This window comes from Bradyrhizobium sp. AUGA SZCCT0105 (assembly GCF_018129565.1).
Classification (GTDB): domain Bacteria; phylum Pseudomonadota; class Alphaproteobacteria; order Rhizobiales; family Xanthobacteraceae; genus Bradyrhizobium.
The window spans coordinates 671,637-689,723 of record NZ_JAFCMK010000001.1 but is presented as its reverse complement, the minus strand read 5'-3'; the positions used below and the strand labels follow the sequence as shown (position 1 = coordinate 689,723).

18 protein-coding genes are annotated in these 18,087 nt (G+C 64.0%); 6 read left to right on the top strand and 12 right to left on the bottom strand.

The features are described from left to right. The first annotated feature begins 228 nt into the window (after positions 1-228). Together JQ573_RS03190 and JQ573_RS03185 are read left to right on the top strand one after the other, a co-directional pair. Positions 229-1,722, top strand: a complete 1,494-nt coding sequence (locus JQ573_RS03190; protein ID WP_212317488.1) for a DEAD/DEAH box helicase — start codon at positions 229-231, stop codon at positions 1,720-1,722. Between the two features lie 315 nt (positions 1,723-2,037). Next, positions 2,038-3,105 carry a GGDEF domain-containing protein gene (locus JQ573_RS03185; protein ID WP_212317489.1) on the top strand — a complete coding sequence of 356 codons (1,068 nt, stop codon included), beginning with the start codon at positions 2,038-2,040 and terminating at the stop codon, positions 3,103-3,105. Positions 3,106-3,150: 45 nt separating this feature from the next. Here the strand turns inward: JQ573_RS03185 and JQ573_RS03180 are convergent, their stop codons facing one another. The 8 genes from JQ573_RS03180 to JQ573_RS03145 form a co-directional block, all read right to left on the bottom strand. Then, entirely contained in the window at positions 3,151-3,621 is a 471-nt protein-coding gene (locus JQ573_RS03180; protein ID WP_212317490.1) for a TfoX/Sxy family protein, read from the bottom strand. Between the two features lie 150 nt (positions 3,622-3,771). Further along, complete coding sequence (locus tag JQ573_RS03175; RefSeq protein ID WP_212318024.1) at positions 3,772-4,161, bottom strand: iron-sulfur cluster assembly accessory protein; 390 nt, start codon at positions 4,159-4,161, stop codon at positions 3,772-3,774. A gap of 64 nt (positions 4,162-4,225) precedes the next feature. Continuing rightward, positions 4,226-4,597: an SUF system Fe-S cluster assembly protein gene (locus tag JQ573_RS03170; protein WP_092113809.1), complete on the bottom strand. Its 372-nt coding sequence runs from the start codon at positions 4,595-4,597 to the stop codon at positions 4,226-4,228. After that, the gene (locus tag JQ573_RS03165; protein ID WP_176531605.1) at positions 4,594-5,841 is read right to left on the bottom strand and encodes a cysteine desulfurase; all 1,248 of its coding nucleotides are present in this window, start codon (positions 5,839-5,841) and stop codon (positions 4,594-4,596) included. The genes JQ573_RS03170 and JQ573_RS03165 overlap by 4 nt, the downstream gene beginning before the upstream one ends. Further along, positions 5,838-7,160, bottom strand: a complete 1,323-nt coding sequence (sufD, locus tag JQ573_RS03160; protein WP_212317491.1) for a Fe-S cluster assembly protein SufD — start codon at positions 7,158-7,160, stop codon at positions 5,838-5,840. The genes JQ573_RS03165 and sufD overlap by 4 nt, the downstream gene beginning before the upstream one ends. A 17-nt stretch (positions 7,161-7,177) precedes the next feature. Further along, a complete protein-coding gene (gene sufC / locus JQ573_RS03155) occupies positions 7,178-7,930 on the bottom strand; it encodes a Fe-S cluster assembly ATPase SufC (RefSeq protein WP_212317492.1) in 753 nt (250 codons plus the stop codon). A 58-nt stretch (positions 7,931-7,988) separates the two neighbouring features. Further along, positions 7,989-9,485 carry a Fe-S cluster assembly protein SufB gene (gene sufB, locus JQ573_RS03150; protein WP_212317493.1) on the bottom strand — a complete coding sequence of 499 codons (1,497 nt, stop codon included), beginning with the start codon at positions 9,483-9,485 and terminating at the stop codon, positions 7,989-7,991. A 96-nt stretch (positions 9,486-9,581) separates the two neighbouring features. Further along, positions 9,582-10,739 carry a cysteine desulfurase family protein gene (locus tag JQ573_RS03145; RefSeq protein WP_212317496.1) on the bottom strand — a complete coding sequence of 386 codons (1,158 nt, stop codon included), beginning with the start codon at positions 10,737-10,739 and terminating at the stop codon, positions 9,582-9,584. 474 nt (positions 10,740-11,213) lie between these two features. Between JQ573_RS03145 and JQ573_RS03140 the strand changes: the two genes are divergently transcribed. Then, positions 11,214-11,861 carry an alpha/beta hydrolase gene (locus tag JQ573_RS03140; RefSeq protein ID WP_016843213.1) on the top strand — a complete coding sequence of 216 codons (648 nt, stop codon included), beginning with the start codon at positions 11,214-11,216 and terminating at the stop codon, positions 11,859-11,861. A gap of 102 nt (positions 11,862-11,963) precedes the next feature. Here the strand turns inward: JQ573_RS03140 and JQ573_RS03135 are convergent, their stop codons facing one another. The 3 genes from JQ573_RS03135 to JQ573_RS03125 form a co-directional block, all read right to left on the bottom strand. Then, entirely contained in the window at positions 11,964-12,293 is a 330-nt protein-coding gene (locus tag JQ573_RS03135) for a multidrug efflux SMR transporter (RefSeq protein WP_212317498.1), read from the bottom strand. Positions 12,294-12,296: 3 nt separating this feature from the next. Beyond that, a complete protein-coding gene (locus JQ573_RS03130; protein WP_212317500.1) occupies positions 12,297-12,974 on the bottom strand; it encodes a glutathione S-transferase family protein in 678 nt (225 codons plus the stop codon). An 82-nt stretch (positions 12,975-13,056) separates the two neighbouring features. Further along, positions 13,057-14,160 (bottom strand): anhydro-N-acetylmuramic acid kinase, encoded by a 1,104-nt coding sequence (locus JQ573_RS03125; RefSeq protein WP_212317502.1) that lies wholly within the window; start codon positions 14,158-14,160, stop codon positions 13,057-13,059. Positions 14,161-14,312: 152 nt separating this feature from the next. Between JQ573_RS03125 and tyrS the strand changes: the two genes are divergently transcribed. Together tyrS and JQ573_RS03115 are read left to right on the top strand one after the other, a co-directional pair. Next, entirely contained in the window at positions 14,313-15,566 is a 1,254-nt protein-coding gene (gene tyrS / locus JQ573_RS03120) for a tyrosine--tRNA ligase (RefSeq protein ID WP_212317503.1), read from the top strand. 56 nt (positions 15,567-15,622) lie between these two features. Then, a complete protein-coding gene (locus tag JQ573_RS03115) occupies positions 15,623-16,870 on the top strand; it encodes an MFS transporter (protein WP_212318026.1) in 1,248 nt (415 codons plus the stop codon). Positions 16,871-16,998: 128 nt separating this feature from the next. Here JQ573_RS03115 and JQ573_RS03110 read toward each other — a convergent pair whose 3' ends face one another. Next, positions 16,999-17,403, bottom strand: a complete 405-nt coding sequence (locus JQ573_RS03110) for a hypothetical protein (protein ID WP_212317504.1) — start codon at positions 17,401-17,403, stop codon at positions 16,999-17,001. A 132-nt stretch (positions 17,404-17,535) separates the two neighbouring features. Here JQ573_RS03110 and JQ573_RS03105 point away from each other — a divergent pair, with 132 nt between their 5' ends. Then, on the top strand, positions 17,536-18,081 hold the full coding sequence (locus JQ573_RS03105; protein WP_212317505.1) for a hypothetical protein: 546 nt from the start codon (positions 17,536-17,538) through the stop codon (positions 18,079-18,081). Positions 18,082-18,087: the final 6 nt, after the last annotated feature.

Here is an 18,087-nt window from a genome sequence, read left to right as displayed (position 1 = left end):
AAAACATTAAGCTTTTTCGGCTATCGGCTGGTTCCAAGATTGACTTTACCGCTTTCGCCCCTATGTTGCGGGCAACGCGGCCCTCGGATCGAAACGCGATTCGTCAGGTTTGCCGTCCGTCAGCGTTAGCCAGAGCCCCCGAGCTTTATAGAAAAGCGAGCCGTTTCGGGGCCGAACGCGACAGCCTTTTACCTGCGATGCCGAACGGCGGTTTCGACCAGAGGCTCAATGTCTTTTTCCAATCTAGGCCTGTCCGATAAGGTCCTCGCCGCAGTTGCGGCCACCGGTTACACCACCCCCACTCCCATCCAGGAACAGGCAATCCCGCACGTCCTCGCCCGGCGCGACGTCCTCGGCATTGCCCAGACCGGCACCGGCAAGACCGCTGCCTTCGTTCTCCCGATGCTCACCCTCCTCGAGAAGGGCCGCGCGCGGGCACGCATGCCGCGCACCCTGATCCTCGAGCCGACCCGCGAGCTTGCCGCGCAGGTGAAGGAGCAGTTCGACAAATACGGCGCCGGTCAGAAATTGAACGTGGCGCTGCTGATCGGCGGCGTCTCGTTCGGCGACCAGGACACCAAGCTGATGCGCGGCGTCGACGTCCTGATCGCAACGCCCGGCCGCCTGCTCGACCATACCGAACGCGGCGGATTGCTGCTCACCGGCGTCGAGCTGCTGGTGATCGACGAAGCCGACCGCATGCTCGACATGGGGTTCATTCCCGACATCGAACGCATCTGCAAGCTCGTCCCGTTCACGCGGCAGACCCTGTTCTTCACCGCGACGATGCCCCCGGAGATCAGCCGCATCACCGAGGCCTTCCTGCACAATCCGGCGCGGATCGAAGTCTCCAAACCCGCAACCACCGCCGTCACCGTGACGCAATTGCAGGTCCCGGCCGGTCGCGAGGCGCATGACAAGCGCGAGACCCTCCGCCGCCTGCTGCGCGACGCCAAGGATCTCAACAACGCGATTATCTTCTGCAATCGCAAGCGCGAGGTCGCCGTCCTTCACAAATCACTCCAGAAGCACGGCTTCAGTGTCGGCGCCCTCCACGGCGATATGGATCAGTCCGCCCGCACCGCGGCGCTGGATCAATTCCGCAAGGGCGAGATTCCGCTGCTCGTCGCCTCCGACGTCGCCGCCCGCGGTCTCGACATTCCCGCGGTGAGCCACGTCTTCAATTTCGACGTGCCGCACCACCCCGACGATTACGTCCACCGCATCGGCCGCACCGGCCGCGCCGGACGGACCGGTACCGCGATCTCCATCGTCACCTCGCTCGATAGCAAGTCGATGACAGCGATCGAAAAGCTGATCGGCCAGCCGATCCCGCGCGCCGAGGGCGACTACACCGCTCACAGCGAGGCCTCCGACGAGGACGGTGCGCCGCGCCGCTCGCGCAGCCGCGAAGGCTCGCGCGATGGTGCCCGTGGCGGCCGCAAGCCGCGACGTGAACGCGAACCGCGTCAGGGTGAACGCGAGGCGCGTCACGGTGAACGCGAGCCGCGTCAGGACCAGGAGCCCCGCCAGGAGCGTGCAGCCAAGCCGGAGCGCGAACCGCGCCATGGCCGCAACTCTTCGCCCCAGGCCACCCCGTCGCACGTGCCGTCGATCGGGCGCGCCGAGCCACGCCGGCCGCAGCGCGAGGTGGACCACGAGCCCGCCGATCATTCGCACCTGCCCGCCTTCCTGCTGCGACCTGTGCGCGTACGCGCCTAAGACCGGCTCCGATGCCGCCGCACCAGCGGCGGCATCCTGCGGAGTCTGTGTCGCCGCCGGCGACCGACGCTCGCGCTGATCGCTCGCGTTTGAAGCAAATGCGCTCAGTTGCGCAACGCAATGGCGAGCAAGCGGAAGGCTCGCCAAAGCCGGGCTCGACCCGCGACGGAATCGAGCTCGTACGACATTAGTCGCGGCGAAATCCCCGTAGTTCCACTATTTACCTTGCCTTCATTCTCGTCCCGTACCCTCGCGCCAATAATTTAGTCATTGCTGCCGGGCATGACCGGCATTGCGTGTATTGAGGACGTGACAGTGGTCAAGCTGCTGGACGAACACGAACGTACTTTGGCCTTTGCCGAAGTCGCGCTTGGCCAGATCCGCTCGCTTCGCCAGACCGCCGTGCCGCGCAACTACGAAATCTGGTACGTCTACGCGACCGGATACAACGCACCGCTCAACAAGGTCATCAACGAGACGCTGGCGCGCAGCGGCAAGCTCTCTGAATCCGATCTCGAGCAGATCTACGAAACCTACCTTTCGCACATCAAGACCTCGGACCGCATCGACAAGGTCGGCGCGCGCGTCATCGGCGAGATCGACGCCGTCATGCGGCTGATCACCGATGCGCTCGGCGTGTCCGCGACCTACGACGCGAGCCTCGTCGGCGCCAGCGACCGGCTCTCGACCGCGACCACCCGCGACCAGATCAAGACCATCGTCGAGGGGCTGGCCAAATCGACGCGCGAGATGCGCGAGACCAATCAGGCATTGGAGAACCGGCTCGCGCTGTCGAAGTCGGAGATCAGCGACCTGCAACACAGCCTCGAGGCGATCCGCGCCGAGAGCCTGACCGATCCGCTCACCGGCCTCGGCAACCGGAAATATTTCGACCGCTCGATCGACATGGCGGTGCAGGCCGCGCTTGCCAGCGGCGAGCCGCTGTCGCTCCTGATGTTCGACATCGATCACTTCAAGTCGTTCAACGACTCCTACGGCCATCTCACCGGCGATCAGGTGCTGCGGCTGGTGGCACAAACGCTGAAGCAGACCATCAAGGGCCAGGACATCACCGCCCGCTACGGCGGCGAGGAATTCGCGGTGGTGCTGCCCAACACCGCGTTGCGCCAGGCGCTGACGGTTGCCGACCACATCCGCCGCGCCGTGATGGCCAAGGAACTGAAGAAGAAGTCGACCGGCGAGATCCTCGGCCGTGTCACGATCTCGGTCGGCGTCTCCATACTGAAGCCGGCCGACGACACCGACTCCCTGATCGAGCGCGCCGATGCTTGCCTCTACGGCGCCAAGCGCGCCGGCCGCAACCGCGTGATCTGCGAAGCCGATCCGGAATACAGCGCCGAGACCCAGACTCGGGTGGCGTGAACCCTGAACGTGCCTTGGGACGCGCGTAATCCGCGCCGCTCAGGATTATTTCCGTTTCACGCGCTTCTTCGAAGCTGAAGACGGTTTTGTGCCCGGCTTCGGCGCCGGCGTCTTCTTTCCCGCTGCCTTCTTTGCAGCTGCCTTCTTCACCGGCGTCTTCGACTTCGGCGCGGCCGGTCGTTTCCTCGGCCGCTTGCGCAGCGCGGCGCGCTGGGCGGCGCCGAGGGCAGAACGCGCCCAGACCGCGAGCTCCTCGGCATCATCGAACAGCCGCGCCGGCAGTTGCCAGTACGAGTTCACCGTCACCGTCTTGGCGCGCGTCTGGTACTGGAACGGCCCGCAGCCTTCGGCCTCGAATCGCGGGATGGTCTCCTCATCGGCGCGGAAGTAGAGCCCGGCGCGCAGCGCAAGCGCGAAATTGGTGCCGTCAGCGGAGATGCCGTAGCCGGAGAACATCCGGCGCAGCGTGACCGGGCCGAAATCGGCGAACAGGTCGGTCAGGAATTCGCGGTCCATATGCCCACCATTGTTCCAGCGCAGCCAAACGCGCCAGCCGCAGCCTGTTGGCAGCGCAGTATGGTCGACGACGGCGTCAACATGCAACGATGGTGGGTATAGGATCCAAAACGCGAGCGCGATTGTGCGCTCGCGAGGGCGCAGCGGCGATCAGACCGTCGCCGGCTTGAGCTGCACCGATTCGCCGCAACCGCAGGCGGAGACCTGGTTCGGGTTGTTGAACACGAACTGGGCCTGCATCCTGTCGGCCACGTAGTCCATCTCGGTGCCAAGCAGGAACAGCACGGCCTTCGGATCGACCAGGATCTTCACACCCTTGTCCTCGACCACTTCATCGGTCGGACGGATCTCGTGGGCGTATTCGACGGTGTAGGACTGTCCGGCGCAGCCGCCGTTCTTGATGCCGACGCGCAGGCCGACGATCTCGGAATCGGCGCGCTGGGTCAGCTCGGTGATCCGCTCCGCCGCGGCATCGGTCAGTCTCATGACCTGCGGGCGCGGTCGCTTCGGCTTGGCTGGGGTCGGTGAGGCTTGTGTCATGTCACTCATGTGGTCAGTCCCAGCGGCAATTCAATCTCGAGCTTAGGCTCAATCCTCTAACGCATCACCACATATTGAGGACGAGGCGCGCCTCGTCCGACATCCGGTCCGGCGTCCAGGCCGGATCCCACACCAGGTTGACGCTGACGACGCCGACGCCGGGGACGCTGGCAACCGCGTTCTCAACCATCTGCGGCAACTCGCCGGCGGCCGGGCAGTTCGGGGTGGTCAACGTCATCAGGATGTCGACCGAGCGGTCATCCTTGAGATCGACCTTGTAGATCAGGCCGAGCTCGTAGATGTCGGCCGGGATTTCCGGGTCGAACACCGTCTTCAGCGCCGCGACGATCTCGCCGCTCATGCGCTCGGTCTCCTCCGCCGGCAGAGCCGAGGTGGTTTCCATGGTGGCCGTCTTGACTTCGGCTGTATCGGTCATGCGAACAATTCCCGCGCCTTGATCAGCGCTTGCGCCAGATGGTCGACTTCTTCCCTTGTATTATACATCCCGAAGGATGCGCGGCAGGTGGCCGTGACGTTGAACCGCTCTAAAAGCGGCATCACGCAATGGGTGCCGGCACGCACCGCAATGCCCTGCCGGTCGATCACGGTCGCGACATCGTGGGGATGCGCGCCCTTCATCTCGAAGGAGATCACCGGACCCTTGTTGCGGGCGGTTCCGATCACGCGCAGCGAGTTGATCTCGCGCAAGCGGTCCTGCGCGTAAGTCAGCAACTCATGCTCATGCGCGGCGATACGCTCCTTGCCGATCGAATTGACGTAGTCGATCGCAGCACCGAGCCCGATCGCCTCGACGATCGGCGGCGTCCCGGCCTCGAACTTGTGCGGCGGATCGCCATAGGTGACCCAGTCCTTGGCCACTTCACGGATCATCTCGCCGCCGCCGTTGAACGGCCGCATCGCCACCAGATGCTCGTGCTTGGCGTACAGCGCACCGATGCCGGTCGGCCCGTACACCTTGTGGCCGGTAAAGGCGTAGAAATCGCAATCGAGGTCCTGGACGTCGATCGGCAGATGCACCGCGCCTTGCGCGCCATCCACCAGCACCGGAATGCCGCGGGCGTGCGCCAGCCGGACCACCTCCTTGACCGGAACCAGGGTGCCGAGCGCGTTCGACATCTGGGTGATCGCGACGATCTTGGTGCGCGGGCTCAGGAGCTTCTCGAACTCCTCGATCAGGAAGTTGCCCTCGTCGTCGACCGGCGCCCACTTGATCACGGCACCATGGCGTTCCCTGAGGAAGTGCCACGGCACGATGTTGGAGTGGTGCTCCATGATCGAGAGGACGATCTCGTCGCCCTCCTTGATGTTCACCCCACCCCAGGACGATGCCACCAGGTTGATCGCCTCGGTGACGTTGCGGGTGAAGACGATCTCTTCAGTGCGGCGGGCGTTGATGAACTGCGCGACCTTGCCGCGGGCGCCCTCATAGGCCTCCGTCGCGGCATTGGCGAGGTAATGCAGGCCGCGATGCACGTTGGCGTATTCGCTCTTGTAGGCCTCGGTCATGCGGTCGAGCACCGCATTCGGCTTCTGCGCCGAGGCCGCGTTGTCGAGATAGACCAGCGGCTTGCCGTAGATCTGCATGGCGAGCGCCGGGAAATCCTGCCGCACCAGGGCGACGTCGTAAGAACCGTTGGCGACCGCCTTGTGCATGCTCACGCCCTCGCCTGAAGCCAGCGTTGCGCGGTGACAATTGCGACCTCGCGCAACGCGTCGCTGGCAATCGTCTCGATCGCCTCGCCGACAAAGGCCTGGATCAGAAGCGCCTGCGCTTCCTTCTCAGGCAGTCCGCGGGCGCGCATGTAAAACAGCAGGCTCTCGTCGAGCGCACCGGTGGTCGCACCATGACCGCAGGTGACGTCGTCGGCGAAGATCTCGAGCTCCGGCTTGTTGTCGGCTTCCGCGTCGTCGGACAGCAGCAGCGCCCGCGTCATCATCTTGGCGTCGGTCTTCTGGGCGTCGGGACGGACGATGATGCGGCCCTGGAATACGGAATGGGCGCGATCGTCGACGACGGCCCGGAAGATCTCGCGGCTCGCGCAATGCGGCACCGCGTGATCCATGAACAGCGTGGTGTCGGCGTGCTGCTCGCCGTTGATCAGATTGACGCCGTTGGTCTCGACATTGGAGCCTTCGCCGGCGCAGGTGACCGTCAGCTGATAGCGGCTGACATGACCGCCCGAGGTCAGACCGAACGTGTTGAAATGGGCGCGCGCGCCGAGCGTCACGGTCGCCGAGGAAATGTTGAAGGCATCAACGCTGTCTTCGACCAGACGCACATGATCGAGCCGGGCATTGTCCCCGATCGCGACGATCAGCCCATCATGGGTCTGGTAGGCCTTGGCGCCCTCGCCGGCGAGATAGCTCTCCACCAGCGTCACGCCGGTATCGCGGCCGAGCCGGAGCAGCGAGCGCGTGAACATCGCAGCCGGCGTCGCGCCGGATGCGACGTGCACGATGTGCAGCGGCTGGGCCAGCACCGTACCATTGGCGACGTCGATGACGACGCCATCGGTCGCCATCGCGCCGTTCAGCGCGATCATCGGATTGGACGTGTCTGACGCAAAGGGCTGCGCGGAAAGCGCGTCCTCGCCGGCGTCGAGCACCTCGCGCAGCGGGCGGATGCTCAGACCCTTATCAAGATTACCGAGATCGGAGAGGTCGGAGGCGAACGCGCCATCGACCAGCACCAGGCGGCGCACGCCGTCGATCGCCCGCAGCTTGACCGCAGCAGCGGCAAGCCCCAGGGCTGCCGCATCCGGCGCAGGGGCCAGCGGCAGCACCTCGCGCATCAGCGCGCGCAGGTCGGTGTATTTCCAATCCTCGATCCGGCGATGCGGCAGGCCTGATCGTTCATAGGCCTCGAACGCCTCGCGGCGCTGATCGGCGATCTTGCCCTTGCCCGGCAGACGGTCGCGCGCGACGGCGAACACATCGCCCAAGGCCCGCCCGGTCTCGGTCTTTGCAACAACGTTCATCTGAGAACCTGCATTTGTCAGGCAGCGTCTTCGAACTGCGCGTAACCGGACTCTTCCAGCTCCAGCGCCAGTTCCTTGCCGCCGCTCTTCACCACCCGGCCCTTCGACATCACGTGCACGAAATCGGGCACGATGTAGTTGAGCAGCCGCTGATAGTGGGTGATGACGACCATCGCGCGCTCCGGCGAGCGCAGTGCATTGACGCCGTCGGCGGCGATCCGCAGCGCGTCGATGTCGAGGCCGGAATCCATTTCGTCGAGGATGCAGACGGCCGGCTCGAACAGCGCCATCTGCAGAATCTCGTTGCGCTTCTTCTCACCGCCGGAGAAGCCGACATTGACACCGCGCTTCAGCATGTCCTGCGGGATGTTCAGCGACTTCGCCACCTCGCGGACCTTCCTGAGGAAGGCCGGCGACGAGATCTCGTCCTCGCCGCGCGCCTTGCGCTGGGCGTTGAGCGCCGCGTGCAGGAAGTTCCAGGTGGTCACGCCGGGGATCTCGACCGGATACTGGAACGCCAGGAACACGCCCTTGGCCGCGCGCTCATTGGGCGCCATCTCCAGCAGGTCCTCGCCCTTGAACAGGATTTGGCCGCCGGTGACTTCATAGCCGGGCTTGCCGGCGATGACGTGGGAGAGCGTCGATTTGCCGGAGCCGTTCGGCCCCATGATCGCGTGCACCTCGCCCGGGTTCACCGTGAGCGACAGCCCGTGGAGGATCTCACGCTCCTCGACACGAACCTGCAGATCTTTCACTTCAAGCAGAGACATCTGATTTTTCCTGAGCATCATCCGCAAGGCGCGTCGGCCGCGCCGTCAGCGGGATGGATTAGCCAACCGAACCTTCAAGGCTGATCGAGATCAGCTTCTGCGCTTCCACCGCGAACTCCATCGGCAGTTGCTGCAGCACGTCCTTCACGAAACCGTTGACGACGAGGCCGACGGCTTCTTCCTGCGAGAGCCCGCGCTGGATGCAGTAGAACAGCACGTCCTCGGAAATCTTCGACGTCGTCGCCTCATGCTCGAACGTCGCCGAGGAATTCTTGGCCTCGACATAGGGCACGGTGTGCGCACCGCATTTGTCGCCGATCAGCAGCGAGTCGCAGGCGGTGTAGTTGCGCGCGCCGGTGGCTTTGCGATGCGCGCTGACGAGGCCGCGATAGGTGTTCTGCGACTTGCCGGCGGCGATGCCCTTGGAGATGATCCGGCTCGACGTGTTCTTGCCGAGGTGGATCATCTTGGTGCCGGAGTCGACCTGCTGGAAACCGTTCGAGATCGCGATCGAGTAGAACTCGCCGCTCGAATTGTCGCCGCGCAGGATGCAGCTCGGGTACTTCCAGGTGATCGCCGAACCGGTCTCGACCTGGGTCCAGGAGATCTTGGAATTCTTGCCGCGGCAGTCGCCACGCTTGGTGACGAAATTGTAGATGCCGCCCTTGCCTTCCGAATTGCCGGGGTACCAGTTCTGCACTGTCGAATACTTGATCTCGGCGTCATCGAGCGTGACGAGCTCGACCACGGCGGCGTGCAGCTGGTTCTCATCGCGCTGCGGCGCGGTGCAGCCTTCGAGATAGGAGACGTAGGAGCCCTTGTCGGCGATGATCAGCGTGCGCTCGAACTGGCCGGTGTTGCGCTCGTTGATGCGGAAATAGGTCGACAGCTCCATCGGGCAGCGCACGCCCGGCGGCACGTAGACGAACGAGCCGTCGGAGAACACCGCCGAGTTGAGCGTCGCGAAGTAATTGTCCGAGGTCGGCACGACGGTGCCGAGATATTTCTGCACCAGCTCGGGATGCTCGCGGATCGCCTCCGAGATCGGCATGAAGATCACGCCGGCCGCCTTCAGCTCCTTCTGGAAGGTGGTCGCGACCGACACCGAATCGAACACGGCATCAACCGCGATCTTGCGATTGGCCGACGGCGGGCCGCCAGGCGGCGGCTCGACGCCCTCGAGAACGGCGACTTCGCGGAGCGGGATGCCGAGCTTCTCATAGGTCTTGAGGATTTCCGGATCGATCTCGTCGATCGAGGACAGCGTCTTCTTCGGCTTCGGCGCCGAGTAATAATAAAGATCCTGATAGTCGATCTTCGGATAGTTGACGCGCGCCCAGGTCGGCTCGGTCATGGTCAGCCAGCGGCGATATGCCTCCAGACGCCATTCCAGCATCCAGGCCGGTTCATTCTTCTTTGCCGAGATGAAGCGGACGGTGTCTTCCGACAGGCCTTTCGGGGCCTTGTCGGACTCGATCAGCGTCTCAAATCCATAACGATACTGGTCGACGTCGATGCGCCGGACGCGCTCGACCGTCTCTTGTACAGCAGGCATTCAATCCTCCGCTCGCGGTTTCAAGGACCGCGGTGGATCTCAAGTTCCGAAGTCTCTTACGATGCTTTGAAGACGAAATCACCCGCTTAGAACTGTTCAAGCTGTGTTTCGTCGCTCTCCCTTAACTAAGGTATCGGCGAGCTTTCGCCAAGCCTTGAGGGTCAAATCCACGTCTGTCTCCGTGGTAGACCAGCCAAGACTGAGCCGCACCGCTCCCTGGGACACCTCTGAACGGTATCCCATTGCCTCCAAGACGTGGGACGGCTGGACCTTGCCCGACGAGCAAGCGGAACCGGAAGACACCGCTACCCCCGCCAGGTCGAATCCGATGACCGCCGTTTCGGCCTTCATGCCGGGCGCAGTGAACATAACGGTATTCGGCAACCGTTTCACGTCATCGGAGAAGACCTGCACGTCCGGCGTCTGCCGCAGCCCATGCTCGAGCCGATCGCGCAGCCCCCTGACGCGGGCGGCGTCGGCCTTCAGCGCCACCATCGCGGCCTTCGCGGCCGCACCAAAGCCGGCAATCCCTGCGACGTTCTCGGTCCCTGCCCGTCGCCCGAGCTCCTGCCCGCCGCCGCGCAGGAACGCCTCCAGCCCTTCGACGCCTTCGGCAAGCACCAGTGCGCCTGCGCCCTTCGGTCCACCGATCTTGTGCGCCGACAGCGTCACGAGATCGGCCTGGGTCGAGGCGAGATCGAACGGGATCTTTCCGAACGCCTGGATCGCATCGACATGCAGCAGGCCACCGGCCGCGTGGACGATCTCGGCGACGTCAGCCACCGGCTGGATGGCGCCAGTCTCATTATTCGCCAGCATCACCGAGACCAGCGCGGGCGCACCGTCGGCCAGCAGCGCGCGCAGATGATCGAGATCGATCACCCCGGCGCGCGTGACATTGATCGCGAGGGTCGCCTCACGCGCGAACCGTCCGCCCGCGAGGACGGACGCATGCTCGATCGCGGACACCAACAGCCGGCTGACCGGCGCGCCCGCACCGCGGCGCAATCCCGGCGTCAGTGCGAGCGCATTGGCTTCGGTCCCGCCGGAGAGAAACACGACGTCCTGCGGCCGGCCGCCGACTGCGTTCGCCACCGCATTGCGGGCATCCTCGACCAGCCGGCGCGCGCGGCGTCCCTCGCTGTGCACCGAGGACGGATTGCCGCTCAATTCCCATGCCGCAGCCATTGCCGCCTTCGCCTCCTGGCGAAGCGGTGTGGTGGCATTCCAGTCGAGATAGACGCGATCGGCCATCGAACTTGTCCGCGGCAACCATCGTGGTTGCGGCCTTCCACTGCGACATAGCGACAGTCGGGCAGCGAGACCAGATCAGAGTCACCGATGCCAGAGATTTTTCACGCCTGCCGGGAGTCCCATCGTGTTGCCTGGCAAGACATTCGCAGTTTCCTTGCGCCGCGCCCCGCGCGCGATAGCAATATGACAAACCAAAACTTCAGGTAGCCAACGAGCAATTCGATGTGTCGATCCGGATCGCCGCCGACGCGCCGGCTACGCGTGCGTCACGGAGCCGATTAGCCTCTGCCAAGCGGCACAATTTCCTTGATTTTTGCCCCTTGCGTCATGCTAGAAGGCCTTCCAGCGTGCCGCCCGGCGGTGCCTGCGCTGATTTCATCATGAGCCGCTCTGCTCGCGCCCGTCGCCGAAGATGGCTCCAACCGGTTGATTGATCGACGTCAATCAAGGGAACGCGTCAATCAAGGGAACACAATGCCTGAAGTCATTTTCACCGGCCCTGCTGGCCGTCTCGAAGGCCGCTATCACCCGGCCAAGCAGAAGAACGCGCCGATTGCGATGATCCTGCATCCGCATCCGCAGTTCCACGGCACGATGAACCACCAGATCGTCTACCAGTGCTATTACGCGTTCGCGCATCGCGGCTTCTCGGTGCTGCGCTTCAACTTCCGTGGCGTCGGCCGCAGCCAGGGCTCGTTCGATCACGGCACCGGCGAATTGTCCGATGCCGCGAGCGCGCTCGACTGGGCGCAGGCGATCAATCCGGAGGCGCGCGCCTGCTGGGTTGCAGGCTTCTCGTTCGGCGCATGGATCGGCATGCAGCTTTTGATGCGCCGGCCCGAGGTCGAGGGCTTCATCTCGATCGCGCCGCCCGCCAATCTCTACGACTTCTCGTTCCTCGCGCCCTGCCCGTCGTCGGGCCTGATCGTGCACGGCGACAAGGATGCCGTGGTGCCGCCCAAGGACGTCAACACGCTGGTCGAAAAGCTGAAGACCCAGAAGGGCATCGTGATCGACCAGCAGGTCATCCCCGGCGCCAACCATTTCTTCGACGGCAAGCTCGAGCCGCTGATGGAGACGGTGACCGGCTATCTCGACATGCGCCTCGCCAACGTGCGCTGAGCCGATCTTGTAGCCCGGATGGAGCGCAGCGAAATCCGGGACAGCTCTCACGAGTGGCACAACTGATCCCGGATTGCGCGTCGCTCCATCCGGGCTACGGATTTACTCCGGCGCGAATTTCAGCGCGGCGATGCCGACCAGCACGAACGCGATCCCGGCGACCTTCATCGGGTTCAGGGCTTCGTTGAACAGCAGCACGCCCATGGTCAGCGTGCCGACCGCGCCGATGCCGGTCCATACCGTGTAGGCGACGCCGACGCCGAGCACCTGCAACGCGCGCCCGAGCAGGAACACGAACGCGGCCAGCAGCAGCAGCGAGACCAGCGTCCAGCCGAGGCGCGTATAGCCTTCGGCATATTTCATCGAGATGGCCCAGCCGACGTCGAGAAGACCGGCGACGACCAGCGCGATCCACGCAATGGAGTGCGACATGGCTTACGCGGCAAGCTTCAGCATGTGCGCGCGGTGGCCGACCAGGAACGCATGCAGCAGCGCGGGATAATCAGGTGAAACGGCGCTGCGCACGCTCGGCCGCTGCGCCAGCGCACTACGCCACGCGCGAACTTTTGGCGTGTGGGTGAACACGGCAAGATCGGTCAGTTGGTCGAACAGATCGAAATAGCGGAAGACCGGCGCGAACACCGCATCCACCAGACTGAACCTGTCGCCCGCGAAGAACGGACCCGCGCCGAGCGCAGCCTCGACGCGCGCGAATTTTGCGGTGACCGCCTGCCGCTTGCTCTCGAAGGTCGCGGCATCGGTCGCGGTCTCGAGCCCCCAGAGGTCGCCGAGAATGGCCGAGCCGAACTCCATCCAGGCGCGATGCTCGGCGCGGGTGAGCGCATCCTGCGCATGCAGCTTGGCGCCGCCTTGCGTCTCCTCGATGTACTCGCAGATCACGTTGCTCTCGAACAGCGCGACCTCCTTGCCGTCGTCGCCGGTCACGACCAGCACCGGCACCTTGCCGAGCGGCGAGATCTTCAGGAACCAGTCCGGCTTGTTGGCGAGATCGATGTCGATCCGCTCGAACGGCACGCCCTTCTCATGCAGCGCGATCACCGCGCGTTGCACATAGGGACAGAGCTTGTGGCTGATCAGCTTCAGGGCGGCCATGACGAACCTCGTGTTCAATGCAACTGCATCGAATTAAATGCTGCGGCATGGAACTGTCAAGGTAGATGCATTTGCATCTAAATCACGGTCGCGCGATGATGCCCCCGGTCATCGGGATCGGCACCCCCGTGGTGGCGGGGTAGCTGAGCGGCAGCCCCTTCATGCCGCGCGCGGCCAGGAAGCCGAAGGCTTGCGCCTCGATCGCATCCGCCGCCCAGCCGAGCGCCTCGGCGGGCTCGACGGTTGCCGGTGCCAGGCGCTCGCGCAGCATCCTCATCATGGTGAGGTTGGAGGCGCCGCCGCCGCAGATGATCCAGCTCTTCGGGCGTTTCGGCAGCAGCGGCACCACGCGGGCGATCGCAGCCGCCGTGAAAGCGGTCAGCGTCGCCGCGCCATCGGCCGGCGCCACGGCACCGAGCTTCAAGCCGGCAAAGTCGTTGCGATCGAGCGATTTCGGCGGCGGAACCGAGAAGAAGGGCAGCCTGAGCGCCTGTGCGATCCAGGCTTCGTCCGGTTTGCCCAGCGCGGCGAACTTGCCGGCGGTGTCGAACGGCTGATGCATCTGGCGGAACATGAAGTCGTCGAGCAGCGCGTTGCCGGGCCCGGTGTCGCAGGCGATCAGCGTGTCGGTTCCGTCGATATAGGTGATGTTGGAGACGCCGCCGATATTGACCACGACGATCGGCCCCTCGCGGTTCAGCGATTGCGCCAGCGCGCGGTGGTAGACCGGCACGAGCGGCGCGCCCTGCCCGCCGGCCTCGACGTCGGCGGCACGGAAATCATGCATCACCGGAATGTGGATCGCTTTGGCGAGCGCCAGGGCATCGCCGATCTGCACCGTCAACTTCCGCTCCGGGCGATGCAGCACGGTCTGGCCATGGAACCCGACGATATCGATGTCCTGGGCGGAGATCCGGGTCTGCGCCGTGAAGCTGGCGACCGCCTCGGCATGGGCTGTCGTGACGGCCTGCTCGGCCTGCCGCAGGATCCCCGGCCTGGCGTCGCGCCGCGACAGATGAACGGCCTCGGTCAGCGCCTGGCGCAGCAGGCTGCGCTCGCTGTCGGTATAGGGTCGATAGCCCGTAGGTCCGAAGGCCTTGATCTGGCGGCCATCGGTCTCGATCAGTGCCACGTCGACCCCGTCGAGCGAGGTCCCGCTCATCAGACCGAGTGCCGTTAACATCATCTTGGAAGCGCCCCAGCCGGGAACCCCCGGCTTGTCTCAAACAAGTACATCCTATAATGCCACTGCGCGTCCGCCTGCGGCAGCCTCAAGCGTCAGGGTTCCGCAAATAGATGCAAAAACCGTAAAACAAGAATGATCTGGCTCGCCGACAAATGACTGCATTTAAATCGGATTTCCTGAACACTCTACAGGAACGCGGCTTCGTCCACCAGTGCTCCGATTTCGAGGGCCTCGACGCGCTCGCTGCGAAGGGCGAGGCGACCGCCTATGTCGGCTATGACTGCACCGCGCCGTCGCTGCACATCGGCAACTTCCTCACCATGATGATGCTGTACTGGCTGCAACAGAGCGGCAACAAGCCGATAACATTGATGGGCGGCGGCACCACGATGGTCGGCGACCCCTCCGGCAAGGACGAGACGCGCGCGATGCGCACCGTCGCGGAGATTGAATCCAACAAGGCGAGCATCCGCGGCGTGTTCGCCAAGGTGCTGCGCTACGGCGACGGGCCTTCCGACGCCATCATGCTCGATAACGCCGAGTGGCTGACCAAATTGAACTGGATCGAGATGTTGCGCGACATCGGCCGGCACTTCTCGGTCAACCGCATGCTGACGATGGACTCGGTGCGGCTCCGGCTCGAGCGCGAGCAGGAGATGAGCTTCATCGAATTCAACTACATGGTCTGCCAGGCCTACGACTTCGTCGAGCTGTCGCGCCGTGCCGGCTGCCGGCTGCAGATGGGCGGCTCCGACCAGTGGGGCAACATCGTCAACGGCGTCGATCTCGGCCGCCGCATGGGCTCGCCGCAACTGTACGCGCTGACCACGCCGCTGCTGACCACCGCTTCCGGCGACAAGATGGGCAAGACCGCCAAGGGCGCGGTGTGGCTCAACGCCGACCAGTTCTCGCCGTATGATTTCTGGCAGTACTGGCGCAACGTCGAGGATGCCGACGTCGTCAAATTCCTCAAGCTGTTCACGATCCTGCCGATGAGCGAGATCGGCAAGCTTGCAGCGCTCGGTGGCAGCGAGATCAACGAAGCCAAGAAGGTGCTGGCGACCGAGGCAACCGCCCTGCTCCATGGCCGCGATGCGGCGAACGAGGCTGCCGAGACCGCGCGCCGCACCTTCGAGGAAGGCGCGCTGGCGGAAACCTTGCCGACCGTGGAAATTCCGCGCGGCGAATTCGAAGCCGGCGTCGGCGTGCTCGCCGCCTTCGTCAAGGCCGAGCTCGTCGCGTCCAACGGCGAAGCACGCCGGCAGATCAAGGGCGGCGGCCTGCGCGTCAACGACGTGGCCGTCACTGACGAGAAGATGCTGCTGACGCCGGCCAATCTGACGCCGGAAGGCGTCGTCAAGTTGTCGCTCGGCAAGAAGCGCCACGTCCTGCTGAAGCCTGCATAGGCGCATTCGTATTTGTCGGTTGCAGGGGGTGCCGAAAGCGCGCTCCCTCCTTGTCGATGGACCAAAACACGCCGCCGAACGACACGCTTGCAACGCCGGCGAAACAGTCGCGCGTCGCACTGAACGTGCTCGCGCTCTGCTTCGTGCTGTCGGTGCTCGGACGCGGCCTTAGCGACAGCTTCACGGTCTTTCTCAAACCGATCTCGGAAAATTTCGGCTGGGACCGCGCCTCCGTCGTGTCGGTCTATTCGCTGACCTGGCTCGCCAGCGGCCTCACCGCGCCCCTGGTCGGACGCCTGTTCGATCGCTCGGGTCCGCGCGTGGTCTATGCGCTCGGCCTGTCGCTGCTCGGTTGCGCATTCCTGATCGCCTCACGCGCGCAAGCGCTCTGGCAATTCCAGCTCAGCGTCGGCCTCTGCGTCGGCTTCGGCACCGCCTTGATTGGTAACGTCTCGAACTCGATCCTGCTCGGCCGCTGGTTCGGGCCGCGACTGCCGACCGCGATGGCCGTCATGTATTCGGCGACCGGCGCGGGCCTCCTGGTGCTGCTGCCGCTGTCGCAGGTGCTGATCGACCGGATCGGCTGGCGCGAGGCCTATCAGGTGTTCGGCGTCAGTGCGCTCTGCCTGCTTGTCCCGCTCGTCTTCCTGCCGTGGCGGCTGCTCGCCGGCGGATCGCCGCACATCGTCAGGAAGGCGCAAGCCGGCCTCGCCGAAGAAGGCTGGACGTTGCTTGCCGCGATGCGCCATCACGCCTTCTGGGCGCTGTTCTCGACCTTCTTCTTCACCGCGATTGCGATGTATGCCCTCACGGCGCAGATCGTCGCCTACCTGATCGATGTCGGCTTCCCGCCGCTGCAGGCCGCGACCGCTTGGGGCTTCTCCGGCGTCGCGCTGTTCGTCGGCATGCTCGGCGTGTCCACGCTCGACGGCATCATCGGCCGCCGGCCCTCGGTGCTGTTCAGCTACGGCGTCTCGATCGTCGGCATCATCCTGCTCTGGCTGTTGCAGTGGTATCCGAACTACTGGCTGCTGACCGGCTTTGTGATCTGCTTCGGCAGCATGATCGGCTCGCGCGGCCCGCTGATCACCGCGACCGCGCTGAAGATCTTCCGCGGTGAGCGCGTCGGCACGATCTACGGAACCATCATGATCGGCAGCGGCCTCGGCTCGGCGCTCGGCTCCTGGGGCGGCGGCCTGATCCATGACTGGACCCACAGCTACAATCCGCTGATCGCCTTCGCGCTCGTCAACGTGGTGCTCGGCCTGATCCCGTTCCTGGTGGTACCGGCGCTGCGGCGCTGACGAAGGTTATTGGCTTCATAGCGCGAACTACGCCGGTTCATGCCCGGACGCGCCGTCGGATGTACACAGCGCGTCCGGGCTTTTTATTGTTGCCTTGTGACCCGTGGCGGACCTCGGGCCGGTGTTAGCTAGCTCGACCTGCGCGAAAGCCTGTACAGGTAAAGACTGCACCACGCGAAGATTACGCCGCAAATAAGCGATGCAATCATGACTGCTCCCTTGCCGTATCCTAAGCTGACCAAGACGAACACGACCGGGAGGAGAGCGACGAACAGCACCGGGCGGAGTTCTGTGGATCGCCTGATGCGAGCGTCCATCAGTTGGCGCTGCGCCGGCGTGACCGTCCGAGTCCACGACCCGATCGTCAGGCGGTTGCGCATGGCCGCGATTGCGAGAGCTATGGCCACGAGTCCGAGCGCTGTCGGCAGAGCGTAGCGGGGAGCAATGCCAGGCAGGTACATCAGAAAGACGAACAGGATGAGCGAACCGACGAGCGGCGCGCCGATAAGGATGTTCCAGACAAGAGCCTGCATAGCGTCCTCCCGGGTTGCTGTTCTACGGCGCTCAACTGAAACGCCCGTAAACCCCTCAGCTAAAATTTTCCGAGACGCCGCGCCCGTAGTTGACCCGTTGCCGACATTGCAGAGAATTGGCATCGTCGCGCGATGATCAACAACTGGCTTGCCGATATGCGTACATGGGCTGTCTGTTTGATTGCATATTGCGCTGCTTGCACTAGCGCAGTGGCCTGTGTGTTGCCGGGTACGCCAGCATCATTAATAGGCATCCTCTTCGAGCATGTCCCGACCGACATCGACGCACCGGCTGTCATCGAAGCGACCATCTATGACGCAACGGATAATGTGAGCTACGCGCATGACAGTACTTTCTCAACTATCACACTAATGAAAGCGCGAGTGGATCGAGTGATCAAGGGATCAATCGATGCCAAGTATCTTAAGCTATTCGTGTACACCAATAGCTGCGCTCACATTGGCGTCGGGCGGGGAATCGTTCTCGGAACGCTTCGAGACGATCCTCAGCGCGGGATCATGTTGGAAGCAATCCAGAAGGCCGACATGCGCGACTGGTCCAAAGAATTTTTCGCAAAACACGTAGCCATTCATGATGCTACAAAGTGCTTCAAAAACGAGTTCGGGGCCCGTGAGTGCCGCCTTCCCGGTATTGGTCCGGAATCAACTCAGCCCTGATATCTG

What these genes read in the sequence shown, in the direction of transcription:
- JQ573_RS03190 (WP_212317488.1), top strand. Translation starts at nt 229, where the DNA reads ATGTCTTTTTCCAATCTAGGCCTGTCCGATAAGGTCCTCGCCGCAGTT.
- JQ573_RS03175 (WP_212318024.1), bottom strand. Translation starts at nt 4,161, where the DNA reads ATGACACAAGCCTCACCGACCCCAGCCAAGCCGAAGCGACCGCGCCCG.
- JQ573_RS03130 (WP_212317500.1), bottom strand. Translation starts at nt 12,974, where the DNA reads ATGGCCGCCCTGAAGCTGATCAGCCACAAGCTCTGTCCCTATGTGCAA.
- JQ573_RS03180 (WP_212317490.1), bottom strand. Translation starts at nt 3,621, where the DNA reads ATGGACCGCGAATTCCTGACCGACCTGTTCGCCGATTTCGGCCCGGTC.
- JQ573_RS03110 (WP_212317504.1), bottom strand. Translation starts at nt 17,403, where the DNA reads ATGCAGGCTCTTGTCTGGAACATCCTTATCGGCGCGCCGCTCGTCGGT.
- tyrS (WP_212317503.1), top strand. Translation starts at nt 14,313, where the DNA reads ATGACTGCATTTAAATCGGATTTCCTGAACACTCTACAGGAACGCGGC.
- JQ573_RS03170 (WP_092113809.1), bottom strand. Translation starts at nt 4,597, where the DNA reads ATGACCGATACAGCCGAAGTCAAGACGGCCACCATGGAAACCACCTCG.
- sufC (WP_212317492.1), bottom strand. Translation starts at nt 7,930, where the DNA reads ATGTCTCTGCTTGAAGTGAAAGATCTGCAGGTTCGTGTCGAGGAGCGT.
- JQ573_RS03135 (WP_212317498.1), bottom strand. Translation starts at nt 12,293, where the DNA reads ATGTCGCACTCCATTGCGTGGATCGCGCTGGTCGTCGCCGGTCTTCTC.
- sufB (WP_212317493.1), bottom strand. Translation starts at nt 9,485, where the DNA reads ATGCCTGCTGTACAAGAGACGGTCGAGCGCGTCCGGCGCATCGACGTC.
- JQ573_RS03115 (WP_212318026.1), top strand. Translation starts at nt 15,623, where the DNA reads ATGGACCAAAACACGCCGCCGAACGACACGCTTGCAACGCCGGCGAAA.
- JQ573_RS03140 (WP_016843213.1), top strand. Translation starts at nt 11,214, where the DNA reads ATGCCTGAAGTCATTTTCACCGGCCCTGCTGGCCGTCTCGAAGGCCGC.
- JQ573_RS03105 (WP_212317505.1), top strand. Translation starts at nt 17,536, where the DNA reads ATGATCAACAACTGGCTTGCCGATATGCGTACATGGGCTGTCTGTTTG.
- JQ573_RS03125 (WP_212317502.1), bottom strand. Translation starts at nt 14,160, where the DNA reads ATGATGTTAACGGCACTCGGTCTGATGAGCGGGACCTCGCTCGACGGG.
- sufD (WP_212317491.1), bottom strand. Translation starts at nt 7,160, where the DNA reads ATGAACGTTGTTGCAAAGACCGAGACCGGGCGGGCCTTGGGCGATGTG.
- JQ573_RS03145 (WP_212317496.1), bottom strand. Translation starts at nt 10,739, where the DNA reads ATGGCCGATCGCGTCTATCTCGACTGGAATGCCACCACACCGCTTCGC.